24 protein-coding genes are annotated in these 24,170 nt (G+C 65.3%); 14 read left to right on the forward strand and 10 right to left on the reverse strand.

All coding sequences use genetic code 11. The features are described 5' to 3' along the window. Window positions 1–63: 63 nt before the first annotated feature. Window positions 64–1,206, forward strand: coding sequence for a DNA polymerase IV (gene dinB / locus AC1RNQ_RS12825; RefSeq protein WP_493171532.1), 1,143 nt, complete (start codon window positions 64–66; stop codon window positions 1,204–1,206). Window positions 1,207–1,410: 204 nt separating this feature from the next. On the opposite strand, the gene AC1RNQ_RS12830 is transcribed toward dinB, so the two are convergent. Next, window positions 1,411–3,009 carry a peptide chain release factor 3 gene (locus tag AC1RNQ_RS12830; protein WP_493171533.1) on the reverse strand — a complete coding sequence of 533 codons (1,599 nt, stop codon included), beginning with the start codon at window positions 3,007–3,009 and terminating at the stop codon, window positions 1,411–1,413. A gap of 124 nt (window positions 3,010–3,133) precedes the next feature. On the opposite strand from AC1RNQ_RS12830, the gene AC1RNQ_RS12835 reads away from it, so the two are divergent. Next, window positions 3,134–3,646 (forward strand): hypothetical protein, encoded by a 513-nt coding sequence (locus tag AC1RNQ_RS12835; RefSeq protein WP_493171534.1) that lies wholly within the window; start codon window positions 3,134–3,136, stop codon window positions 3,644–3,646. Here the strand turns inward: AC1RNQ_RS12835 and AC1RNQ_RS12840 are convergent. Beyond that, the gene (locus AC1RNQ_RS12840) at window positions 3,621–5,075 is read right to left on the reverse strand and encodes a transglutaminase-like domain-containing protein (RefSeq protein WP_493171535.1); all 1,455 of its coding nucleotides are present in this window, start codon (window positions 5,073–5,075) and stop codon (window positions 3,621–3,623) included. The two genes, AC1RNQ_RS12835 and AC1RNQ_RS12840, sit on opposite strands and share 26 nt — an antisense overlap. A 122-nt stretch (window positions 5,076–5,197) precedes the next feature. Between AC1RNQ_RS12840 and AC1RNQ_RS12845 the strand changes: the two genes are divergently transcribed. Continuing rightward, on the forward strand, window positions 5,198–5,857 hold the full coding sequence (locus AC1RNQ_RS12845; RefSeq protein WP_493171536.1) for a hypothetical protein: 660 nt from the start codon (window positions 5,198–5,200) through the stop codon (window positions 5,855–5,857). A 355-nt stretch (window positions 5,858–6,212) separates the two neighbouring features. After that, window positions 6,213–7,013: an enoyl-CoA hydratase-related protein gene (locus AC1RNQ_RS12850; protein WP_493171537.1), complete on the forward strand. Its 801-nt coding sequence runs from the start codon at window positions 6,213–6,215 to the stop codon at window positions 7,011–7,013. A 112-nt stretch (window positions 7,014–7,125) separates the two neighbouring features. Here AC1RNQ_RS12850 and AC1RNQ_RS12855 read toward each other — a convergent pair whose 3' ends face one another. The 4 genes from AC1RNQ_RS12855 to AC1RNQ_RS12870 form a co-directional block, all read right to left on the reverse strand. Further along, window positions 7,126–7,728, reverse strand: a complete 603-nt coding sequence (locus tag AC1RNQ_RS12855; RefSeq protein ID WP_493171538.1) for an HD domain-containing protein — start codon at window positions 7,726–7,728, stop codon at window positions 7,126–7,128. A 33-nt stretch (window positions 7,729–7,761) separates the two neighbouring features. Further along, window positions 7,762–8,271 carry a hypothetical protein gene (locus AC1RNQ_RS12860; RefSeq protein ID WP_493171539.1) on the reverse strand — a complete coding sequence of 170 codons (510 nt, stop codon included), beginning with the start codon at window positions 8,269–8,271 and terminating at the stop codon, window positions 7,762–7,764. Window positions 8,272–8,383: 112 nt separating this feature from the next. After that, window positions 8,384–9,100, reverse strand: coding sequence for a COG3904 family protein (locus AC1RNQ_RS12865; RefSeq protein WP_493171540.1), 717 nt, complete (start codon window positions 9,098–9,100; stop codon window positions 8,384–8,386). Next, window positions 9,081–9,647: a hypothetical protein gene (locus AC1RNQ_RS12870; protein ID WP_493171541.1), complete on the reverse strand. Its 567-nt coding sequence runs from the start codon at window positions 9,645–9,647 to the stop codon at window positions 9,081–9,083. The genes AC1RNQ_RS12865 and AC1RNQ_RS12870 overlap by 20 nt, the downstream gene beginning before the upstream one ends. Before the next feature lie 152 nt (window positions 9,648–9,799). On the opposite strand from AC1RNQ_RS12870, the gene AC1RNQ_RS12875 reads away from it, so the two are divergent. After that, on the forward strand, window positions 9,800–10,243 hold the full coding sequence (locus AC1RNQ_RS12875; protein WP_431592578.1) for an RrF2 family transcriptional regulator: 444 nt from the start codon (window positions 9,800–9,802) through the stop codon (window positions 10,241–10,243). Between the two features lie 122 nt (window positions 10,244–10,365). On the opposite strand, the gene AC1RNQ_RS12880 is transcribed toward AC1RNQ_RS12875, so the two are convergent. After that, on the reverse strand, window positions 10,366–12,681 hold the full coding sequence (locus AC1RNQ_RS12880) for a TonB-dependent receptor (RefSeq protein ID WP_493171542.1): 2,316 nt from the start codon (window positions 12,679–12,681) through the stop codon (window positions 10,366–10,368). 336 nt (window positions 12,682–13,017) lie between these two features. Between AC1RNQ_RS12880 and AC1RNQ_RS12885 the strand changes: the two genes are divergently transcribed. The 9 genes from AC1RNQ_RS12885 (at window position 13,018) to AC1RNQ_RS12925 (ending at window position 21,182) form a co-directional block, all read left to right on the forward strand. Next, window positions 13,018–13,557 (forward strand): TetR/AcrR family transcriptional regulator, encoded by a 540-nt coding sequence (locus tag AC1RNQ_RS12885; RefSeq protein ID WP_493171543.1) that lies wholly within the window; start codon window positions 13,018–13,020, stop codon window positions 13,555–13,557. Between the two features lie 118 nt (window positions 13,558–13,675). Then, the gene (locus AC1RNQ_RS12890; protein ID WP_493171544.1) at window positions 13,676–14,470 is read left to right on the forward strand and encodes an enoyl-CoA hydratase/isomerase family protein; all 795 of its coding nucleotides are present in this window, start codon (window positions 13,676–13,678) and stop codon (window positions 14,468–14,470) included. Continuing rightward, a complete protein-coding gene (locus tag AC1RNQ_RS12895; protein WP_493171545.1) occupies window positions 14,467–15,630 on the forward strand; it encodes an acyl-CoA dehydrogenase family protein in 1,164 nt (387 codons plus the stop codon). Before AC1RNQ_RS12890 ends, AC1RNQ_RS12895 begins: the two co-directional genes overlap by 4 nt. A 26-nt stretch (window positions 15,631–15,656) precedes the next feature. Further along, a complete protein-coding gene (locus tag AC1RNQ_RS12900; RefSeq protein WP_493171546.1) occupies window positions 15,657–16,424 on the forward strand; it encodes an enoyl-CoA hydratase/isomerase family protein in 768 nt (255 codons plus the stop codon). 9 nt (window positions 16,425–16,433) lie between these two features. Next, window positions 16,434–17,291 (forward strand): SDR family NAD(P)-dependent oxidoreductase, encoded by an 858-nt coding sequence (locus AC1RNQ_RS12905; protein ID WP_493171547.1) that lies wholly within the window; start codon window positions 16,434–16,436, stop codon window positions 17,289–17,291. Window positions 17,292–17,321: 30 nt separating this feature from the next. After that, a complete protein-coding gene (locus AC1RNQ_RS12910) occupies window positions 17,322–19,121 on the forward strand; it encodes an AMP-binding protein (protein WP_493171548.1) in 1,800 nt (599 codons plus the stop codon). Next, window positions 19,118–19,555, forward strand: coding sequence for a PaaI family thioesterase (locus tag AC1RNQ_RS12915; RefSeq protein ID WP_493171549.1), 438 nt, complete (start codon window positions 19,118–19,120; stop codon window positions 19,553–19,555). Before AC1RNQ_RS12910 ends, AC1RNQ_RS12915 begins: the two co-directional genes overlap by 4 nt. Window positions 19,556–19,574: 19 nt before the next feature. After that, complete coding sequence (locus AC1RNQ_RS12920) at window positions 19,575–20,135, forward strand: nuclear transport factor 2 family protein (protein ID WP_493171550.1); 561 nt, start codon at window positions 19,575–19,577, stop codon at window positions 20,133–20,135. 69 nt (window positions 20,136–20,204) lie between these two features. Next, window positions 20,205–21,182 carry an NAD(P)H-dependent flavin oxidoreductase gene (locus AC1RNQ_RS12925; protein WP_493171551.1) on the forward strand — a complete coding sequence of 326 codons (978 nt, stop codon included), beginning with the start codon at window positions 20,205–20,207 and terminating at the stop codon, window positions 21,180–21,182. 93 nt (window positions 21,183–21,275) lie between these two features. Here the strand turns inward: AC1RNQ_RS12925 and AC1RNQ_RS12930 are convergent, their stop codons facing one another. Genes AC1RNQ_RS12930 through AC1RNQ_RS12940 form a run of 3 tightly spaced genes read right to left on the reverse strand, consistent with a single transcriptional unit; the run spans window position 21,276 to window position 24,159 of the window. Then, the gene (locus AC1RNQ_RS12930) at window positions 21,276–21,914 is read right to left on the reverse strand and encodes a class II aldolase/adducin family protein (RefSeq protein ID WP_493171552.1); all 639 of its coding nucleotides are present in this window, start codon (window positions 21,912–21,914) and stop codon (window positions 21,276–21,278) included. Continuing rightward, window positions 21,911–22,861, reverse strand: a complete 951-nt coding sequence (locus tag AC1RNQ_RS12935) for a carbohydrate kinase family protein (RefSeq protein WP_493171553.1) — start codon at window positions 22,859–22,861, stop codon at window positions 21,911–21,913. The genes AC1RNQ_RS12930 and AC1RNQ_RS12935 overlap by 4 nt, the downstream gene beginning before the upstream one ends. A gap of 8 nt (window positions 22,862–22,869) precedes the next feature. Next, a complete protein-coding gene (locus tag AC1RNQ_RS12940; protein WP_493171554.1) occupies window positions 22,870–24,159 on the reverse strand; it encodes an aminotransferase class III-fold pyridoxal phosphate-dependent enzyme in 1,290 nt (429 codons plus the stop codon). Between the last annotated feature and the right edge of the window lie 11 nt (window positions 24,160–24,170).

Below are 24,170 nucleotides of genomic sequence, written 5' to 3' on the forward strand. Positions count from 1 at the left end.
GCGTCAAGCACCGCGCGCACGCGCGGCGTTGAGAACATCGTGGCAACATGCTAGCGTGGCGGCGTGGAAGATGCCGAAGATCATGCCAAAGATCGGGCCGCGGAGGCCCCGGACGCGCCGGTCCGCAAGATCATCCATGTCGACATGGATGCTTTTTACGCGTCGGTCGAACAGCGCGACGACCGGTCGCTGCGTGGGCTGCCGGTCGCGGTCGGCGGCTCGTCGCGGCGCGGGGTCGTCGCGGCGGCGAGTTACGAGGCGCGCAAATTCGGGGTGCGATCGGCGATGCCGAGCGTCACCGCGAAGCGGCAGTGCCCCGAGCTCATCTTCGTGCCGCCGCGCTTCGAGGTCTATCGCGACATCTCGCACCAGATCCGCGCGATCTTCCGCGACTATGCCGACGAGGTCGAGCCGCTGTCGCTCGACGAGGCCTATCTCGACGTCTCGGCCGACAAGGCCGCGCTGGGCAGCGCGACCGCGGCCGCAAAGGCGATCCGCCGCCGCATCCGCGAGGAGACCGGCCTCACCGCCTCTGCCGGCGTGTCGTACAACAAGTTCATCGCCAAGCTGGCGTCGGACCAGAACAAGCCCGACGGGCTGACCGTCATCCCGCCGGGCAAGGGCGCCGCCTTCGTCCAGACGCTGTCGATCCGCCGCTTCCACGGCATCGGGCCGGTGACCGCGGCGAAGATGGAGGGGCTTGGCGTGTTTTCGGGTGCCGATCTGGCGGGCAAGGACCCGCTGTGGCTCGCCGAGCATTTCGGCAACAGCGCCGAGTGGCTCCATAATCTCGCGCGCGGGATCGACCATCGGCGGGTCAAGTCGAACCGGCCGCTGAAGTCGCTCGGCGGCGAGCGCACCTTCTTCAATGACCTGATCGGCGATACCGAAATCCGCGAGGCGCTCGCGCATGTCTGCGCGGTGGTGTGGGACCGCGCGGCCAAGAAGGGCGCACGCGGGCGGACGGTGACGCTGAAATTGCGCTACGCCGATTTCAGGACGATCACGCGCGCGAAATCGGTGCCCGCGCCGATCCTCGACGGGGCGGCGCTGCTGGCGGCAGGCGAAGCGATATTGGCGCCGCTGCTGCCGACCGAGCAGGGGATCAGGTTGCTGGGGCTGACATTGAGCAAGTTCGAGGGCGAGGAGGATGAGGAGGATGGGGCCGAGGCGGCTGGGCCGGCCGATCTGTTGAGTTTGATCTGAGGTCGCGATTTGGACTTGCACAAAGCCACGAAGCCACAAAGGGGCTATCCCAGCCCCGTTCGTGCTGAGCCCGTCGGGCCGAAGGCGACCGAAGGTCTCCCACCGTCCTTCTAGCGACATCGAATAAAGAACGACCCTTCGACAAGCTCGGGGCGAATGGGATCAAAGATCCTTTGTGGCTTCGTGGCTTTGTGCGAGAAAATCCTACTCCGCCAAGGCCCCCAGCCGCCGCTCCTTGGTCGCCGTGAAGCGGATATCCGGATTGCGCTGCGTTATATAGCCGACTTCCCACGCATCCTTCGCCATGAACACCGGCGCGCCGTCGCGGTCGGTGGCGCTGGCGCCGCGGTGCTCGGACTGGAACGTCTTCAGCTTGGCCGGATCGTCCGACGCGACCCAGCGCGCGGTTTCCCATGGCGACTGCTCGAGCTTCGCCGCGACCTTATATTCAGCGTCGAGACGGCTGATCAGCACCTCTAGCTGGAGCTGGCCGACGACGCCGACGATCATGTTCGCGCCGATCTCGGGATAAAAGACCTGGATGATCCCCTCCTCGGCCATGTCGTCGAGCGCCTTGCGCAATTTCTTGGTCTGGGTCGGATCGACGAGCGCGACGCGGCGGAGCAGTTCGGGTGCGAAATTGGGCAGCCCGGTGATCGTGATGTCGGTGCGTTCGGACAAGGTGTCGCCGACGCGCAGCGTGCCGTGGTTCGGAATGCCGATGATATCGCCGGGAAAGGCCTCCTCGGCCATTTCGCGGTCCTGCGCGAGGAAGAGCATCGGGCGGCTGATCGCGATTGCCTTGCCCGTGCCGCCCTGCATCAGCCGCATGCCGCGCTCGAACCTGCCCGAGCACAGCCGCATGAAGGCGATGCGGTCGCGGTGCGCGGGGTTCATATTCGCCTGCACCTTGAACACGAAGCCGGTGACCGCGTCGTCGGCGGGGTCGACCGGCGCGGGGTCGGCGGGCTGCGGCTGCGGGCCCGGCGCATGCGCGGCGAGCGCGGCGAGCAGGTCGGTGACCCCGAATTCCTTGAGCGCCGAGCCGAAATAGACGGGGGTCAGGTCGCCATTGCGATAGGCCGCGCCGTCGAAGGGGGCGTAGCAGGCCGAGGCGAGCTCGGTCTCTTCCTTGAGGTGCGCGAGAGCGCCCGCCGACAGTTCGGCGGCGAGCGCGGGATCATCGAGCCCCGCGACCTTGGCGCGGTGGCCTTCGTACATCCGCGAGGCATCGGCGCCCGGCCGCATGATCGCGGGGTCGGCGAGGTCGTAAATCCCCTCGAACTGCCCCCCCATGCCCGCGGGCCAGTTCATCGGGCAGACGTCCAGAGCAAGCCGGTCGGCGACTTCGTCGAGCAGTTCGAACGGCGGCAGGCCCTCGCGATCGACCTTGTTGATGAAGGTGATGATCGGGACCGAGCGCAGGCGGCAGACCTCGAACAATTTCAGCGTCTGCGGTTCGATGCCCTTGGCGGCGTCGATCACCATCACCGCGCTGTCGACCGCGGTCAGCGTGCGATAGGTGTCCTCGCTGAAATCCTCGTGCCCCGGGGTGTCGAGCAGGTTGAAGATGAGGCCCGCATGCTCGAAGGTCATCACCGACGAGGTCACCGAAATCCCGCGCTGCTGCTCGATCTTCATCCAGTCCGAGCGCGCGCGCCGGGCCTGTCCGCGCGCCTTGACCTCGCCCGCGATATGGATCGCGCCGCCGGCGACGAGCAATTTCTCGGTCAGCGTCGTCTTGCCCGCGTCGGGGTGCGAGATGATGGCAAAGGTGCGGCGTTCGGGATGCGGAGCGATCATGGCGCGCGCCTAGCAGCGGCGCGGCTGCCTGGGAAGGGCTGGCGCGGAAGGGGTCGGCATTCGGCGATTGCCCGCGCCGCGCATCTCTGTCATCCTCCTGCGGCGGAGAGAGATGGAGGCGCGCATGTCCCTGTTCCCCAGGATCCAGAGCCACTGCCCGTACAAGGGCAAGCTGAGCGACATCATGGACGGCGATATCTGCCGCCTCTGCCACCGCGAGGTCCACGACATTACGGACCTGTCGAGCACCGCGCGGCAGGCGCTGGTCGCGGGATGCAGCGACGAGATTTGCGTGAGCTATAAGGTGTCGGCACGGTCGGCGCTCGCCGCGATGGCGCTGAGCGCGAGCCTGGCGACCCCGGCCTATGCGCAGGTCGACGAGCTGCTCGCGGCCAATCTGACCGAGCCCGAGAGCGGCGAATATTGCCTCGAGGATCAATATATCATCGTCGGCGGGCTGAAGAAGCCGGGCGAGACCGAGTGGCTGACCGCCGACCTTGAGACCGACCTTCCAGAGATGCCCGTCGTCTATGACGACGAGCCGGTTCCCGCGGCCGATGCTTCCGACGATACGGACGACGCGCCGCAGGACGAGCGCGAGCAGCCGCTGGTCAGGGATCGTCCGGCCGCTTCCTGACTTCCGAAATCGCGCGCCATTCGAGCAGCGCGGCGACCTGTCCCGCCTCGACCATCGCTTCGGGCTCGCCATCGCTGAGGCTGAGCGCGATATGCGTCGCGTCGAAGCCGTTCAGCGAAATGTCGAAACTTTTCCACCGCCCGTCGACCCAGGCGATCACCCAGCTGTGCGGCATATAGGCGTTGCTCGCGCCATGATAGCGGCCGGGCGAGAAGACGAGGCCGTGGACGACGCGCACCGGGATGCCCGCCGCGCGCCCGAGCGCCGCGAGCACGAGCGCATCTTCGGTGCAATCGCCCGCGTGACGGCGCCAGGCGGTGCGCGCCGAGACATAGCCGTCGAACTCGATCCGCGGCAGCCGCGTGCGCGCCGCGGCGCCGAGGCGGATCATCACCGCCTCGTCGTTCCGCGCGCCGCGCCGCGCCTGCGCCGCCTTGTCCTGAAAGGCGGAGTCGCCGCTCTGGATCCACAGCGTGGGCCGCGTCCATTGCGCGATCTCCACGGCGGTGGGGGCGAGCAGCGGGCCGCAGTCGCGGCAGATATCGACCTGCCAGCCTTCGCCGTCACGGCGCACCCGTTGCTCGCCGGTTTCGGGAAAGGCGAAGGGGATGTCGGCCACGCCGCCGAAGGCGTAGCGGATCTGCCCCAGCGCGGCGCGCTGGGTGATATGGACGCCGGGCTTATGCTGCTCGTGCGCAACGATGCGGCCGCGCGACAATAGCTTGTCCGCCGTCGGTGGTCTGTCGTCGCGGCGCCAGCTGCGCGAACTACCGAGCAGCGGCTGCTTTGCCTCGATGAGCTTGCCCTGGTCGTAGGTCAGCCAGTGCGCCGATTGCAGCCGCCCCCCGCGCGCCGTCGTCAGGACATAGCTGTGCTCGGACCCGCTGCGCCGCGCTACGGCCATCTGGACAGGACGGAATTGGAGGGCGATCGGGTCGAACGCGGCGATCGACCAGCTGCGGGGGGCAGAGGGCTCTTCCAGCAGCGGCGCCAGCGCCTCCGAATCGCCGATCGGCAGCGCCGGGATCGCCGCTGCTACCGGGTGGCGCCGGCCGTCGTTCACCGCCTGCCCCTTGAGCAGCGCGCCATCGCGCTCGAGTTCGACGGTGAGCAGCTTGCCGTTGATGCTGCGCCGCCATTGCCAGCGCTGCGGCGCGCCGTCGCGATCGAGCGCGAGGCGCCACATCTCTCCAGCCTCGGTCGCATCATGCCCCGATATCGTGAAGGCGCTCTCGGCTTGCCGAAGGATCTCCTGCCCATCGACGGTCGCGCCCGTGCGCTCGCTCTGATGCCCGATCGGCTGGTCGCTGTCGCCGTGGAGCGTGAAGCGGATATCGATCGCCGCGCTTTGCGCCGTCGCGGAAGCGGCAGTGCAAAGGATAAGCCAGATGAGCGCGGCAACGCGCGCCGGGCGGGTTCGGAACGCCATCGCTATCGCCATCGCGCTCTTTTCCCTCCCGCCAGGCACATCGCACCGTTGCGCCCGCCGCGCACGCTGTCAAAGGAAATGAAGGGCTGGATTCACGCCCCGAAGGCGCGCAGATTAGGGCCATGCGATCCCCCATTCTCGCCGCGCTTCTCGCCGCATCGCTCGCCCTCCCCGCCTCGGCGCAGGCCCCCGACCTGGTCGGCGAATATCAGCTCGCCGAGGGGCCCGATGTCGGGGGCGGCATGCTGATTTCCGCCGACGGGACCTATGAATATGGTCTCGCCGCGGGCGCGCTCGACGAATTGTCGCGCGGCCGCTGGGAACGGCGGGGCGACACCATCTGCCTGATCACCGATCCCAAGCCGGTGCCGCCGGTCTTCGAGAAAGCCGAACCGATCGCGGTCGAAGGCATCGTCCCGACGATCCTCGTCACCTGGCCGAACGGCGAAGCGGTGTCGGGCGTGACCTTCAAGATCGGCTTCGACAGCGGCGAGCCAGTCGAGGATTATACGCAATATAATGGCTGGACGCTGCCCGACGACGACAAGCGCGTTCCGCGCTGGATCGAGGTGGTCGAGCCGATCTACGACATCCGTGCGCCGCGATACGACCTCACCGAGGCCGACCACGGCCAGCTGCACGTGCGGCTGATTCCCAACGACCTCGGCCTGATCGACCTCACGGGCGCCTGCGTCGAGGCGCGCGGCGACCGCATCGTGATGCGCCGCAAGGAAGGCGAGCTGCGCTTCGTGCGCTATGAGTCGAACGACGGCACCGAATAGCCGAGGAATGTCTGCTTTGGGGTGGGGAACTGCCTTCGTCTTATTCCAAAGTTCAGGAAAGTTCAGCCCTGTGCGCTTCCCCTAGGACCTCAGCAGCCGCGTTTGTCGACCGGGTGAAAGAGTCGGGATCATGCTTGCATAGCCGGATAATGTAGGAAAGGCCTTTTTTGAAGACGGCGGCGGTTTTGGGTTCGAAACAAGACGATCCTCCCCACTTGCGGGGAGGATCTTTATGGCAACTCCCGCGCCATACCCCCACTCTCCTTCCCCCTTGCACTCCCTCGCCAAATCGGCCACAACTTTACGTGAACGTAAAGGTAAAGCCTGAGCCGTCCCGCGAGAGGAGTTCTTCCCCATGACTGTCCCCAGCTACGAAATGATCAAGCTCGAGATCGCCGACCATGTCGCGACGATCACGCTCAATCGCCCCGAGCGGCTGAACTCGATGCCGCCCGCGATGGCCGACGAGATCCGTGACGCGCTCGACCATCTGCCCTCGCTCGGCGCGCGCGCGCTGCTGATCACCGGCGAAGGCCGCGGCTTCTGTTCGGGCGCCGACCTCGGCGGCGACCGCGCCGCGTCGGCGGTCGGCGGCGGCGCGAACAGCCGCAAGGCGCTGCGCAACCATTATAACCCGATGCTGCTCGCGCTCGCGAACCTCGACATCCCCGTCGTCACCGCGGTCAACGGCCCCGCGGCGGGGGTCGGGTGCAGCTTCGGCCTGTCGGGCGACTTCACCTTCGTCGGCAAGTCGGCCTATTTCCTCCAGGCCTTCGTCAATATCGGGCTGGTCCCCGACGGCGGCTCGTCGTGGCTGCTGCCGCGCCTGATCGGCCTGCCCCGCGCGGCGCAGATGATGATGCTGGGCGAAAAGATCGGCGGCGAACAGGCGGCCGAATGGGGGCTCGTCTATAAATGCGTCGAGGATGCCAACCTACTGACCGAGGCGCGCGCGATGGCAGTGCGCCTCGCGAGCGGCCCGACGGTGTCGCTGGGCACGATGCGCAAGATCCTGCGCAGCGGCCTGTCGCAGAGCTTCGCCGAAACGCTCGACGCCGAGGCGATGGGCCAGTTCGTCGCGGGCAACAGCGAGGATGCGGTCGAGGGCGTGCTCGCCTTCGTCGAGAAGCGCAAGACGGCATTCAAGGGGAAGTGAACGACCCCATTTGTCGTCATCCCGGCGAAGGCCGGGATCTCGACCTAGGTTCATGGAACCATCGGCGAGACCCCGGCCTTCGCCGGGGTGACGGTTGTATCTGGCCGATCTCTTACTCCGCCGCTTCCTCGACCATCACCTTCTTGTAAATGCTCTGTTTGGGGTAGCCGCAGACCCGCATCACCATCGGCTCGAAAAATTCCAGCGGCTCGCTAGCATAATCGGGGTCGAACGCCGGCGCGTCATATTTCTCGCAGAATTGGGCGCAGGCCGCATAGTGCGGATGGTCCTTGAACTGGTCGCGCATGTCGCGGTCGAGGCCCAGATAGTGGAAGAAATAATGGCCCTGGAAGATGCCGTGGTGCTGGACGATCCACAGATTCTCGTCCGACAAAAAGGGTTTCAGGATCGCCGCCGCGACGTCGGGATGGTTGAACGCGCCCAGCGTGTCGCCGATGTCGTGGAGCAGCGCCATCACGACATATTCCTCGTCGCGCCCGTCGCGATGCGCGCGCGTCGCGGTCTGCAGGCAATGTTCGAGCCGGTCGACCGGAAAGCCCCCATAATCGCCGCCGAGCAGTTTCAGATGGTCGAGGATGCGCTTGCCGTTCTGCGGCGCGAACGCCTTTTGCTCGCGCGCGATGATGTCCCAATCCTCCTGCGTCCCGTCGATCATCGAACGGAAGGACGCGTGATCGTGCGTCATATCGGTCATGGCAGCCTCTCCTCTGTTTGGGAGCAGCCTAAATTATTCGTTCCAATTTGCAACGTTATAGCCGTGGAGCTCCTCGGGGGTCAGGCAGCGCTTTGCGCCGGGCGTGGCCGAAGCGGCATCGCGATCGAGCGTGCCGGTCAGGAGCCGCCGCGAAACGCCCATGCGGATCAGATAGTTGGACACGTCGAGGCTTTGCCGCGCAACGTCGGCGCTTTTCGCCGACCTCTGCGCCGGCGCGTAAAATTGTCCGAGATCGAACACCGCAGCCGGATCGACCGACCGGATCCGGCCGCTGAGGAACAGCAAGGCGCAAGCGTCGGTGCAGTTCGCGCCCGCCGGGACATGCGCCTCGAAATTCCCCGCCGCGCGCAGGACGAGTCCCGCTGCCATCGCGCTGCTCCGGTCGTCGCCCGAGGCATTGAAATGGATTGTGGCAATATCCGGATGGGCTGCGAGCACGGCCTCGAGCTGCGCGGGAAGATCGGGGCCGATCCGGCCTTCGACCAACAAGGTCTCGCTGCGTCCGCTCCGCTGGATATCCAATCGCAGATCCGATGCATCCCATCCTACGCGTGCCGGGACGCATATTCCATCCGGTGCATCAGATGTCGCGGCTAGAAGAGGCAGCGCCAACAGCGGCGCGAATAGCCGCCGCCTAACCGTCGTCATTGTTCGCGACATTATAGGCCTTCACTTCGGTCTGCGTCAGGCAGCGCCGGGTCGATTTATCCTCGTCGGTCGCAATCGCCTTTTGCCGGTACATCACCTCGGTGAGCAATTTCCGCGACACGCCCATGCGGATCAGGAAATCATTGTCCTCGCTGGCGAGCAGGGCAGCATCCTGTTCGATATCGCCGATCAGGTCCCGCGTTGCATCGGTTCCCATCGCAACACTCATGTCGATCGCGCTACGGTCGCCTGTGCGCGTGAACATATGGACGATAAAAAGCCCGCCGGGGTCGACCAGACGTGGCTGACCGCCCATGAAAACGAAATTGCACGCGCTGAAACAGGCCCAGCCATTGGGAATGCGCGTGATGATCCCGAGGTTCGAGCGCACGATCCGGCCGGCCGCATTGCCGGCGCGTGCATCGCCACCGGGCGAGCGAAGCCAGATTTCCTCGATATCGGGATTGGTCGCGAGCGCCTTGGTCAGGCGGTCGGGAAGTCCCGCATCGATCCGCCCCTCGGCCAACAGAACCTTGGTTCCGTTTCGCTCGGCGGGGGTCAGCGTCATCGTCGGATTCGTCGACCAATTGGGGTTGAGCGGACAGGTCGGGTTCGCCGGGTCGTTCGGCGTCGCCGCCGTCAGGCATGCCAGCGCCGCCAGCCCAGCAAACGACCGGGCAATTTTAGGCAGCGGCAATGACATAGCGCGGCTCGCCCGGACCCTTGCACATGCGCTTCGAGACGCGCGTTTCCTCGCCATCGACGATCACCACGTCGGTGACGTTCATACACTTGCGGCCGCCGCCCTCGGCATTCACGGACGCCACGGTCGATGTCCCGCTGACATTCTCGCGCGTCGCGCTGGTCCAGCTGGCGGTCGCGCCGACTTCTTCGCCGCGCGTCACTTCCTCGGTCGCGGCGGCCGCCTGCAATTGTTCGCCGGGATCGAGGCGGCAGGCGATCGCGTCGGTCAGCGTGCCCGCGACCTCGGCGCTGGGGATATAGCTGCCGAAGCCGGTGCGCCCTGCCGCGCTGCTGATCGTATCGCTCAAAATGCCGCCCAATATCTTGCGACCGGTGCCGTCGCCCTTCTTGCCCTTGGGGCAACCGCCATTGTCCTTCTCGGTCGAGCTGGGTGTGGGGGTCGGCGAGGTCACCTTGCGGAGCAATCCGCCGAACTGCGCCTGCGCCGGCGCCACCGCCAGCAAGCATGCGGCCAATACCGCCGGCGCTGCCATCATTTTCTGCATATTCATCGCTCCAGCCAATATCCGCCCGCACGGGCTTTTCGGCGACCCCTGTAGCGGTGGTTCATGCCACCCGCTGTGATTTTCATCAACTCTTCGCACAATGTCAGCCAGACAGGTTGAATTAAGGCTGAATATGCATCACTAACATCGCCATGCTGTCGCAAAAGACCCGCTACACGATCCGCGCCTTCCAGCACCTCGCCGACCATTGGGGCAAGGGGCAGGTCCAGCTTGCGGATATCGCGGAGGCGCAGAATATCCCGCCCAAATTCCTGACCGTGATCCTGTCCGAAATGGCGCGCGAGGGCCTGCTGCTGTCGCAGCGCGGGCGCGACGGCGGCTATCAGCTCGCCCTGCCGCCGGTCGACATCAGCTATGGCGACCTGGTCCGGCTGACCCGCGGTTCGCTGGCACTCGTTCCTTGCGCAGCGCGCAACGCGCACGAGCATTGCAAGAATTGCCTGCCCGAATCCGAATGCCGGATGCGCAGCCTGATGCTGAAGGTGCGCGACGACACCGCGGCGATCCTCGACCGCATCACGCTGGCCGACCCGATCGCGATGGAACCGATCTTCGAGACCGAAGCCGCCGAATAGACACGCCCCCCGCGCAACAAAGAAGGCCCGCTTGCGCGGGCCTTCTTTGTAATGGTGGAGCCTAGCAAGGATAAATATCTGTTTCCGGCCAGCGGTAGAGCATAACTGCCGTTGACCGACAGTTAGTTAAACTTGAAGCTCATGTTCAAGCCGTAGGTCACCGGCATGCCTGTAAAGCGGATGACGGCATCTCCGCGCCGCGCGGCGGTGTTCCAGTAATATTCGTTGGTCACATTCTGCGCGTAGAGGCTCGCGGTCCATTTCCCGTCGATATGACCGACGCCCGCGCGCAGGTCGAGCAGGCCATAGTCGTCGATGAACAGGCGGGCGTCGGGCTTGAAATCGCCGTAGGTCGAACTGCGGTACGTGTAATTGGCCCCGACAAAAGCCTCTTTCGACCCGCCGATGTCCCAACAATATTCGAGGTCGGCATTGATCTGCCATTTCGGTGTGTAGGGGAAGCGGAAGCCGTTGAAGTCGGTTACCGCGCCGAACGCGGTGTAGTTCGAGAAGGAGCGCGTCACCTTGCTGTCGATATAGGTCGCGCCCAGATTGGCGCGCAGTCCGTCGGCTGGCGACACCACAAGTTGCAACTCGGCCCCCTTGATCCGCGACTTGGGCACGTTGACCAGCGCCTCGAGCGGCCCGAACACCGGCACGATCGTCCGCCCTTTGAGTTGCTTGTCGAGATAGTCGTAATAGAAGAGAGCGCCGTTGAGCTGAACGCGCCGGTCGAGCAGCGCCGACTTGAATCCAAGCTCGTAGGCCGTCACCTGCTCTTGGCGGACCGGCTTGTATTGGGAGAAGCGATTGCCGGCGAGCGTCGCGAAGGAGCCGCTCTTGTAGCCGCGGCTGACGCTGGCGTAGAACAGCTGGCCGTTCGCAGGCTTCCATTGCAGCACGCCGCGCCAGGACACATTGTCTTCCGGCAGACTTCCCGTAAACTTGCCCGGACGCCCCGCGTCGTCGAAGGTCACGCAGCCACCGAGCGGGATCGTCCCCGACGGCAGGCCGAAAATCAGTTCGAAGCCTCGGGCGTAGGTGCCGTTGCCGGCGTTGAGGGTGCAGCCCGCAAAATCGACCTTGGTATCGGTGTAACGCACGCCGCCGATCAAGGTCAGCGTGTCGACGATCGGGACGCTGACGTCGGCGAAGGCGGCGTAGCTGCGATATTTGGTGTCGCCGAGCTGCGGTACCAGTTCGATCGACGGGAAACCGAAGCGGTCGAACACATGCGCCGACGACTGGTCGTTGAGCCGCTGGGTCAGGAGTTCATGCGTCTTGCCCCATTCATAATTGCCGCCGACGATCCACGACCCGTCGCCCATCAGCGAGCCCGCGAGCCGCACTTCCTGACTGAACGACTTGATGTCGCCTTCGAGGAAGACGTCGGTCAGCCGCAGGGTCGTGCCGTCCGATTCCTGACCATAGGCCTCCTTGAAGCGCGTATAGGCCGAGATCGAGGTGAGCGTGATGTCGTCGCTGAGATCGATCTCGCCGCGCAGCGCCGCCTGTACCTGCCAATTATCCTTTTTCAGCCGGAAGCTGTTCCCCCAGTCCGCCGCGCGATTATTCCCGGGGGCGACCGGATAGGTCGGCAGGCGCGGATCGAAGAATCCGGCCGATTGCTGGAAGGGCGCGATGAACTGAGGCGCCTGCGTGTCGCCATGGTCCTGATAGGCGTTGACCATCAGGTTCAGGCGCACCGTCTCGACCGGCCGGAAAGCCAGCTGGACGCGGCCCTGCGTGAAGGCGCGCTGGCCGAGCCTCGCATCGCGCGTGTAGCTTTTCTGCCAGTCGCCGCCGCCTTCATGCCGCAGCGAAATGCGCGCCGCCAATGTCTCCGACAGTGGCCCGCTGGCATAGCCTTCGGCGCTGAAGCGATTGAAGCGGCCATAGGAAAGCGCCAGCCCCGCCTCGGGCGACCAGGCCGGCTTAGCGGCGATATAGTTGATCGCGCCGCCTGTGGCGTTCGACCCGAACAAAGTGCCCTGCGGCCCTTTCAGCACTTCGACCCGCTCGAGATCGAAGGAAGCGCCCGCGGTCATCACCGAATAGGGAATGGGAATTTCGTCGGTATAGACGGTGACCGTCGGCTTGGCGGCGAGGCTGCTGTCGAAGAAGCCGATACCGCGCAGGAAATAGACCGGCGTGCCGAAGCCGCTGTTGATCGCGTTGAAGCCGGGTGTCACTTTCGCCAGCCCGGCGACATCGGTCACGCCCTGTGCCTGCAGGTCGCCGCCCGACACCGCAGTGATCGACAGCGGAACGCTGTTGACGCTCTCGCTGCGCTTCTGGGCGGTCACAATAATGTCCGTCGTGCCTGCCGCTTCCGCGTCGTTGGCGGGCGCCGGGTCCTGCGCTGCCGCCTGATTCGCGAGCAGCGCGAGCAGCAGGGCCGCGACCGACGACGAGCTACGCATCTTTGAAAGCGCCATATTTTCCCTCCCAGTGACCATTTGTAACGCCCGATTCCCAACCGGAAAGAGCATCCAAATCTTTTGTTACCGTCCGGTCGGTAATATCGCTTTCTTACGTTGTCAAATCGGCGATGAAGGCACCGCCTATTGACCAGTGGGTCGTGGCGGACCTATGCCTCCCGATCAGGGGCGGCCGGGACGGCACCAAGGAACGAAACCCGGCCTATGGTGAAAGCAATGGCGGAAGCATCGAGGAAGATACGGATGTCGGCATCGCCGACCCAGGCGCGACCGGGCTCAGCCACCCCATCACGACCCGGCCGCAAGCGCGGGAGCGTCAACAAGGACGTGATCATGGGGATCGCCTCGACCATGTTTCGCGAGCGCGGCTATGACCGCACCAGCCTCGACGACATCGCCGCGGGCCTCTCGATCACCAAGCCCAGCCTCTATTATCATTTCGCGAGCAAGGAGGAGATCCTGCTCGAATGCATCGCGCGCGGCTATATTCTTTTTCAGCAGAAAATAGCCGATCGCGACGATGTCCGCCTGCCCGGCCGCGAACGCGTCCGCATCTTCGTCGAATGCTATGTCGACCTTTTGCAGGACAATGTCCTGTCGATGATCGTCGCGGACGAACGGGTGATGACCGACGCCGGCAAGGCCAAATATCGCAACTACAAACGGATGCTCAATCGCGACCTGCTCGACCGGCTAGAGATCGGCCGCAAGGACGGGTCGCTCGCACTCGATGACGCGCACATCGTCGCGTTCGGCATCTTCGGCATGGTCAACTGGATGACCCACTGGCAGTCGGGCGCCTTGCAGATCGAACCGGGCGCCGTGTCCGACCAGTTCGTCGCCATGATTCTCGACGGCATCGGCAAGCCCTAACCGCGTTTCAATCGCCGCAATCCCGCACGCCTCCCGGCTGTTCCGGCCGCGAGTTGACAGCCTTTGTCGGCGCGCATATGACAATGTTACCGACTAGTAGGTAATAAGAGGATTTGCGATGGCCGACTTCCGTTATCTGAACACCAGCGTCGAGGACGGCGTCGGCATCCTCCAGCTCAACCATCCCGAAGTCCGCAACGCGCTCGGCTGGGAACTGCACGAAGATATCATCGCGGCGCTCAGGGCATGGGAAGACGACGACAGCGTCTCGTGCGTGCTGTTTATCGGCAACGAGGAGTATTTCTGCGCCGGCTGGCGCGTCGATGTCCTCAATTCGGCGAGCGACGACGACCGCCGCCGCTTCAACGACCTCGCACTCGCGCTGATGAAAGCGATCTACGACTTCGGCAAACCGTCGGTCGCGGCAGTCGCGGGCGTCGCGCCGGGCTATGGCATGGACGTCGCCAATATGTGCGACATCACCATTGCGTCCGAAAATGCGCTCTTCGGATCGACGCAGGTCAAATATGCGATGAACGGCTTTTACCACGCGCTGATGTCGCGCGTCGGTCAGCAGCATGCGCGGCGCATGTATTATACGGGCGACCCGATCGACGCGCCGGAAGCGCTGCGGATCGGCCTTGTCAGCGAAGTGACGCCGGTCGGCGAACTGCGGGGCCGCGCGCTGACGCTGGCGAAGCAGATCGCCGAAATGGGCCCGGAGCTCGCGAAGATCTTCAAGGGCGTCGCGCTCCGGGCATCGAACATGGATCACCTCGGCGCACTGCAATATGAGCTGACCGTTACCCACGACCTGCTCCAGCGCGGCATTTTCCGCGAGCGGATCGCGCGCGGCTTCGACCGGCTGAAGGCCGGCGACAGCGTCGCGATCGAACGCGCCGGGAAGCCATGACCCTCGACCTCGTCGCCTCCGAAATTTTAGCTGCCGAAGAGTGCGAGCAGTTCGCGCGCTCGGTCGACGGCTTCCTTGCCGCGCACACCGCGCCCGAGGCGATCGACCGCTGGCGCGCCGACAAATGCGTCGACCGCGCGACCTGGACCGCTGCGGCCGAGGCCGGGCTCCTCGGCATTTCGGTCGCGGAAGAATATGGCGGCGCGGGCGCCGATTTCCGGTTCGAGGCGATCATCACCAAGGCGATCGGGCATCGCGGCGCCGACGCGCTGACGATCAGCCTGCACAACGCGGTGATCCTCCCCTATTTTTCAAGCTTCGGGACCGGGGCGCAGAAACAGCACTGGCTGCCCAGATTCTGCTCGGGCGAATGTCTGACCGCGATCGCGATGACCGAACCGGCGGCGGGGTCGGACCTGCAGGGCATGAAGATGGCCGCGCGACGCTGCGACGGCGGCTGGCGGCTCAGTGGGCAAAAGACCTTCATTTCGAACGGCCAGATCGCCGACGTCATCCTCGTCGCGGCGAAGACCGATCCGGCGGGCGGCAGCCGGTCGATCTCGCTGTTCATCGTCGATGTGCGAGGCGCCCCGCCGGGGTTCCGGCGCGGGCGAAACCTCGACAAGGTGGGACAGGAAGGACAGGATACATCGGAGCTTTTCTTCGACGACATGTTCGTACCTGACGACGCCCTGCTCGGCGGGGTCGAAGGCCGCGGACTGCCGCAGCTCATGGAAAAACTGCCGCAGGAACGGCTGATCATCGCCTGGCAGGCGATGGCGATGATCGAACGCGCGCTGGACGAGACCATCCGCTACACGCGCGAGCGGCCGATGTTCGGCCAGGCCCTCGCTGACTTCCAGAACACCCAGTTCCAGCTTGCCGAATATAAGACGCGGGCGGTTGTCTGCCGCGTCTTCGTAGATCATTGCACCGCGCTGCTCGTCCGCGGCGAACTGACCGCGGAACTCGCCTCGATGGCCAAATATTGGGCGTCGGAGGAACTGACGAAGATCGTCGATGGCTGCCTCCAGCTCTTCGGCGGCTATGGCTATATGCTCGAATATCCGATCGCGCGCATGTTCCGCGATAGCCGTATCCACCGCATCTACGGCGGCGCGAGCGAGGTGATGAAATTGCTCATCGCCCGAAATCTCTGATCCGAATCACAAGCTTGGGAGTATTTATGGCAAAGCACGGCACGATGCGCAGCGAGGTTAAGGGCGGCGTCGCCACCATCTTCCTCGACCGCCCCGACAAGAAGAATGCGCTCAGCACCGAATTGTTCGAGGACCTGGTCGAGACGCTCGCCCAGTGGCGGCGCGACGACAGCGTCGCCGCGGTCGTCATCACCGGTACCGAGGAATATTTCTCGGCCGGGCTCGACCTCGACACGATGAACTGGAAAAGCGAGGAAGAGCGGCTGCGCTGGTATGATGCCACTTACTATGGCTATCTCGCACTGCTCGAATATCCGAAGCCGACGATCGCCGCGGTCGCGGGGCCGACCTTCGGCGGCGGCTGCGACATCGCCGTTTTCTGCGACATCCGCATTTCGAGCCCCAACGCCAGGTTCGGCTTTCCGCAGATCCGTTTCGGCCTGACCCCCTTCGTCGACCCCCTGCAGCGCATCGTCGGCCAGAGCCAGGCGAAGCTGCTGGTGCTGACCGGCCGCCGCATCAATGCCCAGGAAGCCTTGCGTATCGGCCTGATCGACGAGATCGCGCCGGAGGGCCAGCTGCTCGCGACAGCACAGGGCATGGCGGCCGAGATTGCCTCGACCACGGTGCCGACCGTCGTGCGCACCACCGAAATGCTGCGCCGCAGCTGGGCGATGGATCCGATGGCCGCCTATGTCTACGGCCACGTCCAGTATCGCGACGTCCACTGGAATCCGGAAATCTCGGATCGCATGCTCGCCGCGCGCGCGAAGGTCGGGTCGGGAACGCGCTGACGCGCCGCGATGTTGGGCCTCCCTCCCCTCCCCTCGGTCGACCTTGATGGATCGGTCGTCGCGATCGTCGGCGCGAGCCGCGGGATCGGACGGCAATATGCCGCCGACCTCGCCGGCGCCGGCGCCCGCCTCGTCCTGACGGGTCGCGGCGACGGGGTCGACGCGGTCGCCGCGACGATCCGGCAGGCGGGGGGACGCGCGATCGCCGTCCGCTGCGATATCCGCGATCCGATGCCCTTCGTGGACGCCGCGCTCGCCGAATATGGTTCGATCGACGGGCTGGTCGTCAACGCCGGGATCGTTCGCGACCGCAGCTTCGCGAAAATGAGCGCCGAGGACTGGTCGGAGGTGATCGATGTCCATCTCGGCGGCAGCTTCGCCTGCGCCAAGGCGGCGTGGGGCCCGATGACGGCGCAGGGGCGCGGTTCGATCGTCCTCACCACGTCGGGCGCGGGGATGCACGGCGCCTTTGGCCAGGCCAATTACGCGGCGGCCAAGGGCGGTATCATAGGCCTGATGAAGACGCTCGCGATCGAAGGCGAACGCGTGGGCATCCGCGCCAATGCCATCGCGCCGATGGCGGCGACCGAAATGACCGACGGCGTCTTTTCGGACCGGATGAAGCAAGGCCTGCGGCCCGCGCAGATAGCTCCCTTCCTGCTCGCTTTGCTCGATCCCGCGTCGACGCGTACCGGCGAGATCGTCGAATGCGGCGGCGGCTGGGGCGCGCAGCTACGCTGGCAACGATCGGCCGGCGGGACCGCCAGCGGAACCGGGTTCGGGCGTGACTTCGACCTGCCGGCCACGACCGCCGACTCTCTCGGTGCGGCGCTTGGCGATCCTCGGACAATGTATAGGATGGCCTAGATGGAATTTGCGAGCCCTCCGCCCCCCAACGTGGCGCTGGACCGCCGCGACGACGGCAGCGTCATCCTGCGCTCGGCGCTGCCACTCGGCCCCGTCCCCAAATCGCTCGCGCATGTCTTTGACGAACAGGCCGAACGCGCGCCGGACGCCATCTTCATGCGCCAGCGCGGCGCGACCGGCGAATGGCGCAGCATTTCCTATGGCGGTGCGCGGCGCTCGGCCGACGGGCTCGCCCAATGGCTGATCGAGCGGGGTATCGGCGTCGGCGACGTCATATCCTTCCTGTCCGAACCCTCGATCGAACATGGCATCGCCGCGATCGGCGTCCAGCGGAGCGGCGCGGCGATCGCGCCGGTCAGCGTCGCCTATTCGCTGATGTCGAAGGATCATGCGCAGCTTCGCCAATGTGTTTCGGTCGTCGGTGCAAAGGTCGTCATCGTCGACGATGCGGTACGCTATGCCGCAGCGCTGCGCGCACTCGCGCCGCTCGGCGTGACGATCGTCGCAGCATCGGGCAGCGTCGAAGGACTCGATATCGTGCCTTGGGCCGAAGTGATCGCCACCGCGCCACGCGATGACGTGACCGAACGCATGGACGCCATCCGGCCCGACCAGATCGCGCGCATCGTCTATACCTCGGGTTCGACCGGCTCGCCAAAGGCGACGCCGCAGCCGCACGCCAATCTGAACATCACCATCGCGCAGAACCGCGCGCTCGGACTGCTCGAATTCGGGGACGAGCCGCCGCAGATACTGGAAGCCATGCCGTTCAGCCACATCATGGCGGGCAACTTCAACTTCAACAACACGATCGCCGCGGGCGGGACAATATGGATCGACGACGGCAAGCCGACGCCCGATCTGTTCGCGAAGACGCTCGCCAACCTCCGCGCCGTCGCGCCCTCTTATTTCATCACCGTCCCGCTCGGCTACACGATGCTGTGCCAGGCGCTCGAAGCCGATGCCGGGCTCAGCCGGCATTTCTTCTCGCGCCTCAAATTCCTGGGCTTCGGGGGCGCGGTGCTCGCCGAAGACGTCCGCGACCGGCTGGCCGCCCTCTCGATCGCCGCGCGCGGCAGGGCGGTGCCGATCTTCTCCTTCTATGGCGCGACCGAATATCTGTTCGGGACGCTCAAATATTGGAGCGAGGGCGGGACCGACGTCATCGGGCTTCCCCTGCCCGCCACCGACCTGAAGCTCGTCCCCTTCGACGGGCGGTACGAGATGCGGGTCAAGGGACCGACGATGATGCCGCAGAGCGGCTATATCGGCGCGCCCGAAGCCTCGGCCTCGCTGTTCGACGAAGAGGGCTTTTTCCACACCGGCGACGCCGTCCGCTTCGCCGATCCCGACGAGCCGTGCGCCGGCCTCGTCTTTGCGGGCCGCCTGTCGGAAGACTTCAAGCTGGACTCGGGCACCTATGTCACCGTCGAGGCGCTGCGGCTGGCGCTTCTGGCCGCGTGCAATGCGCTTGTTTCGGAAGCCGTGATTTGCGGACTCAACCGTCCCTATCCCGCGGCACTGTTGTGGCTCAAATCGCCCGCCAACGCTCCCGAAACACGCGCGGCGATCGAGCAGGCGATATCGGCTTTCAACGCCACGCAGAGCGGCGCCGCGCGCCGGGTCGGCGCGGCTCTGGTCCTCGACGAACCGCCATCGTTCGAAACCGGCGAGGTCACCGTAAAGGGCAATGTCGCGCAGCGCGTCGTGCGCGAGCGGCGCGGGGCCGAGGTCGAGCGCCTTTATGCGGACCGCCCCGACCCCGCCGTGATGCGGTTCACGGGCGCCGCGCGCAAGCTGGTCGAGCCGCTAATGGGCCTCACGCCATGACGATGTCCCGCACGGCGGGCGACTGGGGGCCGCTGCGCTTCGACGATCCCTTTTGCGCGCATATCGGCGGCATGCAGATGCTGCACACCGGCGACCCCGTCGAGCCCGTCCGTTTCGGGATGAGAGTGCAGGCGTACCAATGCAACCGCCTCGGCTTCTGCCACGGAGGGCTGCTGTCGACCTTTCTTGATATCGCGCTCGGCGTCTGCGCGATCGAGATCTGCGGCCACGACTGGGGCGGTCCGACAATCAACCTCAGCGTCGATTTCCTGCAGGGGGCCCCACTGGGCGACTGGATCGAGAGCCGCGTCACGCTGGAACACAGCACGCGTAGCCTGATGTTCGTGACCGGGTCGGTCGTGGGATCGCCGGGAAAGATCGCGCGGGCCACGGCATTGTTCAAACAGCCACGGCCCGCGCCAGTCGTCGCATAGCCGCCACGGAGAAAATTATATGCTTCCCGACGAAACGATTTCTGAAGCTCCCGTCGCCGTCAGCCAGACCTATGTCGGATTGCCCATGGCGGATATTGTCACTGCTGAGTTCGTTCGCGACTTCGGCAATCGCTGGGAGGCCGCGTGGAATTCGCACGACACCGAACAGGTCATGGGGTTGATCCACCCCGACATCCGCTGGAACGACACGATATTCTGGCCCGAGATCATCCATGGCCATGCAGCGATGCGCGCCTATGTCGACAAGATATGGGCGGTCATGCCCGACGTGCATTTCCGCGAAGTGCAACTTTTCAGTGCGGTCGAAGCCGGGCGCGCGCTCTATCTGTTCGAACAGACGGCCAGTGCGCCGGCCGCCTCGGGCAAGGATAGCAAGGCCACCACCTATGGCTGCGACATCTTCCTCGGCTTTCGCGACGGGCTGCTGTCCGACTATATGGCCCAGTATGAAATCGCCGATATGATGCGGCAGTTCGACATGTTGCCACCGCGAGGCGGACGTATAGGCGGTGCCTATTTGCTGTCGCTCATGGGGCCCAAGCCGGCCAAAGCCGGATAGACGGCGACGCAATCATCCGTCCCGCATCCCGCATCTTCAGAAGTTCAAAGCAAAAGGGCGACCGCCGATATGGCCATCAAGACGCGCATTACCGAGAAGTTCGGCATTGAAACCCCGATCCTGATGGGCGGCATGACCGGCGTGGGTTACGGCCCGCTCGTCGCGGCGGTCGCCAATGCCGGCGCCTTGGGCTTTATCACCGCGCATATGTATCCGACCGGCCAGGCCCTGTTCGACGAGATCGAAGCGACGCGGAGGCTCACCGACAAGCCCTTCGGCGTGAACCTCACCTTGCTGCCGTCGATCAACCCCATCCCCTATGACGAATATCGCGAGGCGATCATCGCGAGCGGGATCCGGATCGTCGAGACCGCGGGCCGCGCCCCGACCGATCATCTGCCGCGCTTCAAGGAAGAAGGTGTCACCGTGATCCACAAATGCACTTCGGTGCGCCACTCGGTGTCGGCGGTGAAGAAGGGCGTCGACATGATCAGCATCGACGGCTTCGAATGCGCGGGTCATCCCGGCGAGGACGATGTCGGGCTCGTCGTGCTGCTGCCCGCCACGGCCGACGCGCTGCCCGATGTGCCGATCATCGCCTCGGGCGGCATGGCCGACGGGCGCAGCCTGATCGCGGCGCTCGCATTGGGCGCCGATGCGGTCAACATGGGCACGCGCTTCTGCGCGACGGTCGAGGCGCAGATCCATCACAATGTGAAGCAGCGCATCGTCGACGCGAACGAGACCGACACGGTGCTCGTCGGCCGGACGCTCCGCAACACCGCGCGCGTCGCGAAGAATGCCGTGTCGATGGAAGTCGCCGAGATCCAGCGCGACCCGACCAAGACCTTCGACGACGTCCGGCATCTGATGGCGGGCGTGCGCGGGCGCGAGAATGTCCTGGCGGGCGGCGATGTCGACGGCGGCATCTGGACCAGCGGCCAGAGCCAGGCGCTGATCCACGACATCCCCACCTGCGCCGAGCTGGTTCAGAATATCATGCGCCAGGCCGAAGCCGTGCGAGACCGACTGCGCTCCTCTTCGTAGCGTGCGTGCTTAGCTTCAAAAAGGAAACATGGCCGCTCATGGCCGTTTGCAGACTGTCGGCTTTCCGGACGAACTCGATGAAAGTCGCCGCAGTCACCGCTGGCCATAATCTTTGAAGGCTTCCAGGATTCGCTCCATCTCGACCGGATCGAGCAGCTTGGGGCCGCCGAGCGCCAGCGTGCCGCAATAGACGGCAGCCTGCTCTTCGATCTCTTCGGCGATCGCCATCGCAGTGGCGAGGCTCGAGCCGAGCGCGATCAACCCATGATTGGCCATGAGGCAAGCAAAGCGGCCACAAAGCGTTTGCGCGACCCCTTCCGCAAGCTCCTCGCTGCCGAAGGTCGCATAGGGCGCAACCGGAACACTCGCGCCGCCACTCACCGCAACCATGTAATGAAGCGGAGGGATTTCGCGATGCGCGCACGCCAAAATGGTCGAATGACGTGCATGGCAGTGGACGATGGCTTTTGCATCGGCGCGGCGGCGGTAGAGGCCGAGATGCATCTGCCATTCGCTCGAGGGTCGCGCAGCACCCGGCGCGACGCTGCCGTCGCCATCGACGAAGACAATCGTGTCGGGCACGAGGCGATCGGGCGTTATACCCGAAGGCGTGACTAGCATACCGGACGTGTAGCGCACCGAAAGATTCCCCGATGTGCCGCGATTGAGTCCGCGCGCATCGAGCGCGCGCATCGCGTCGACGAGTTGCTGACGGGCTTCGGCTTCGGTCATCGCACCTCTCCGCTAACGGGTGTGTCGCGCGCAAACGCGCGCGTCTCTTCATAGCCTTCGAGCCGGCCCAGCGTTCCGACGCCCAGGGCAACCTGCGCCGCCGTCGCAACCGCGAAGCGCAGGGCCGCATCCCCATCGAGTCCCCGGCTTCGCCCGGCATGGAAGCCCGCGCACAGACTGTCGCCGCAGCTTGTCGTGTCGACGGGGTCGATCCGATAGGCGGGGACGTGGATTTGCCGGTCCGACTGCACCAGCAAGGCGCCCTTTGCGCCCAGCTTCACGAGGCAGCCGCCAGCACCCTTGGCCATGAAATATCGCGCACCCTCCACCGGATCGTCGGTGCGGGCAAGCGCGCGAACTTCGGCCAAGCTTGGCATGAACAGGTCGATATGCGGCAGCAGCCTGTCGAGGTCGGCATTGGCGGCGTCCGACGGCGCGATCAGGTCGCATGACGTGAACGCGCCCAGCGCGCGCCCCTGACGGAGAAAATCGGCGCCGCGATCCGCGACGCCCGGGAAGCCGACGGCTCCCCAATGAACCGCCGCCGTACGCGGCAGCGCTGCGAACATCGCATCAGTGACTGGCGCAAAGACGCTGGCGCCCATCATGTGCCAGTTCGGCCGTTCACCGCCCGGACGGACGGGCAGCACGGTCGTCGAGGTCGGCATATCCGGCCGCGTGGCGAGCATGCGGGTGTCGACGCCCGCTGCAACGAACATCGAACGCACAAGCTTACCCTGCGGATCGTCGCCGACCGCCGAGGCGATGCCGGCCGCCATACCGAGTTTCTGCGCGACAAGCGTCGTCCCGCCAGCCGTACCCGCGGGCGAAAGCACGATAGAATCGACAAGGTCGCCGGTATCGGCGTCGGGAAGCGACGATACCGGATGGACGGTGATGTCGAGCGTCGTGAGCCCGACCGCCAGCAGATCGAGAGGCTGGTCCATGCGGCGCCTCAGCCGGCTGTTTCGGGCGTCGCCATCGCCGCCGCCATCGCGACAAGCACCGGGTGCGGGACAAGGTCGTCGCGACGTGCTGCAACGGCGCCGAACGCTTCCTTGGCGGCGGCGATGGTGCGGTCGATATCGGCCTCGGTCATCGCAGCGCAGAGGAACATGTTGTGCCACGGGTGAACATAAATCCCGCGCGCGAGCATTTCCTCGGCCCAGGCATAGCCGATGCGGAAATCGGGATCGTCGGCAAACATGATCTGCGGCATCTGGACCGGGCCGGTCTGGCGCAGCGCAAAGCCGCTTCCCGCGGCCGCAGCGTCGAGTCCCGCCCGCAGCTGGTCGCCGAGGCGGATGATATGCTCAAGATAACCGGTCTCGCGAATGATGCGCAGCGTCTCGATCGCCGCGGCCATCGGGACGGCGGAAAGCCAGAAAGACCCGGTCGCATAGATGGCACCGGCGCCCTCGCGGCAGCTGTCCGAGCCGAGCAGCGCCGAAATCGGGTGTCCGTTCGCAAAGCATTTGCCCCACGCGCTGAGGTCGGGCGCCACCCCGAGTTCGGCCCAGCTGCTGCCCCGCGCGATACGGAATCCCGCGCGAACCTCGTCGACGATAAGCATCGCACCGGCGGTGTCGCAAAGCGAGCGCGCGCGGTGAGCATAGGCGGGGTCGGGTGCTTCCTGGTCGATGAAGGCATCGTGACGGAACGGCGATGCAAAAATCGCGGCGAGATCGTCGCCCGCATCGGCGACCGCAGCCTCGAGGCTGGCAACGTCATTATAGGCGTAAGTGCGGACATGCGCGCGGTCCTCGGCGACCGTGCCCGCGGGGATCGGCGTGCACCACGGCGCGGCCCCATGATAGGCGCCTTTCGCCACCAGCACGATCCGCTTGCCCGTCTGCGCGCGTGCGCTGCTCATCGCCATCGTCGTGGCGTCGGTGCCATTCTTGCAGAACATCGCCCAGTCGGCGTGATCGACCATCGCTACCAGGGTTTCGGCGAGTTCGACCATCGCGGGCGACGGACCGGTCAGCGTATCCCCGAGCGCCGTCTGCGCGCGCGCCGCAGCCTCGACCCGCTCGTCGCGATAGCCGAGCAGGCTCGGGCCATAGGCGCACATATAATCGAGATAGCGGTTGCCGTCGGCATCCCAGATATAGGCGCCTTCGGCCTTGCTGAAGAATTGCGGAAAACTGTCCGGCAACAGCCGCACCGATTCATGTCCGTACATCCCGTTCGGGATTACTTTGAGCGCGCGCGCGCGCAGCGCAGCATCCTGCATTCTGGTCATGTCATTCTCTC

The organism is Sphingopyxis sp. GW821-FHT12F08, assembly GCF_058806755.1.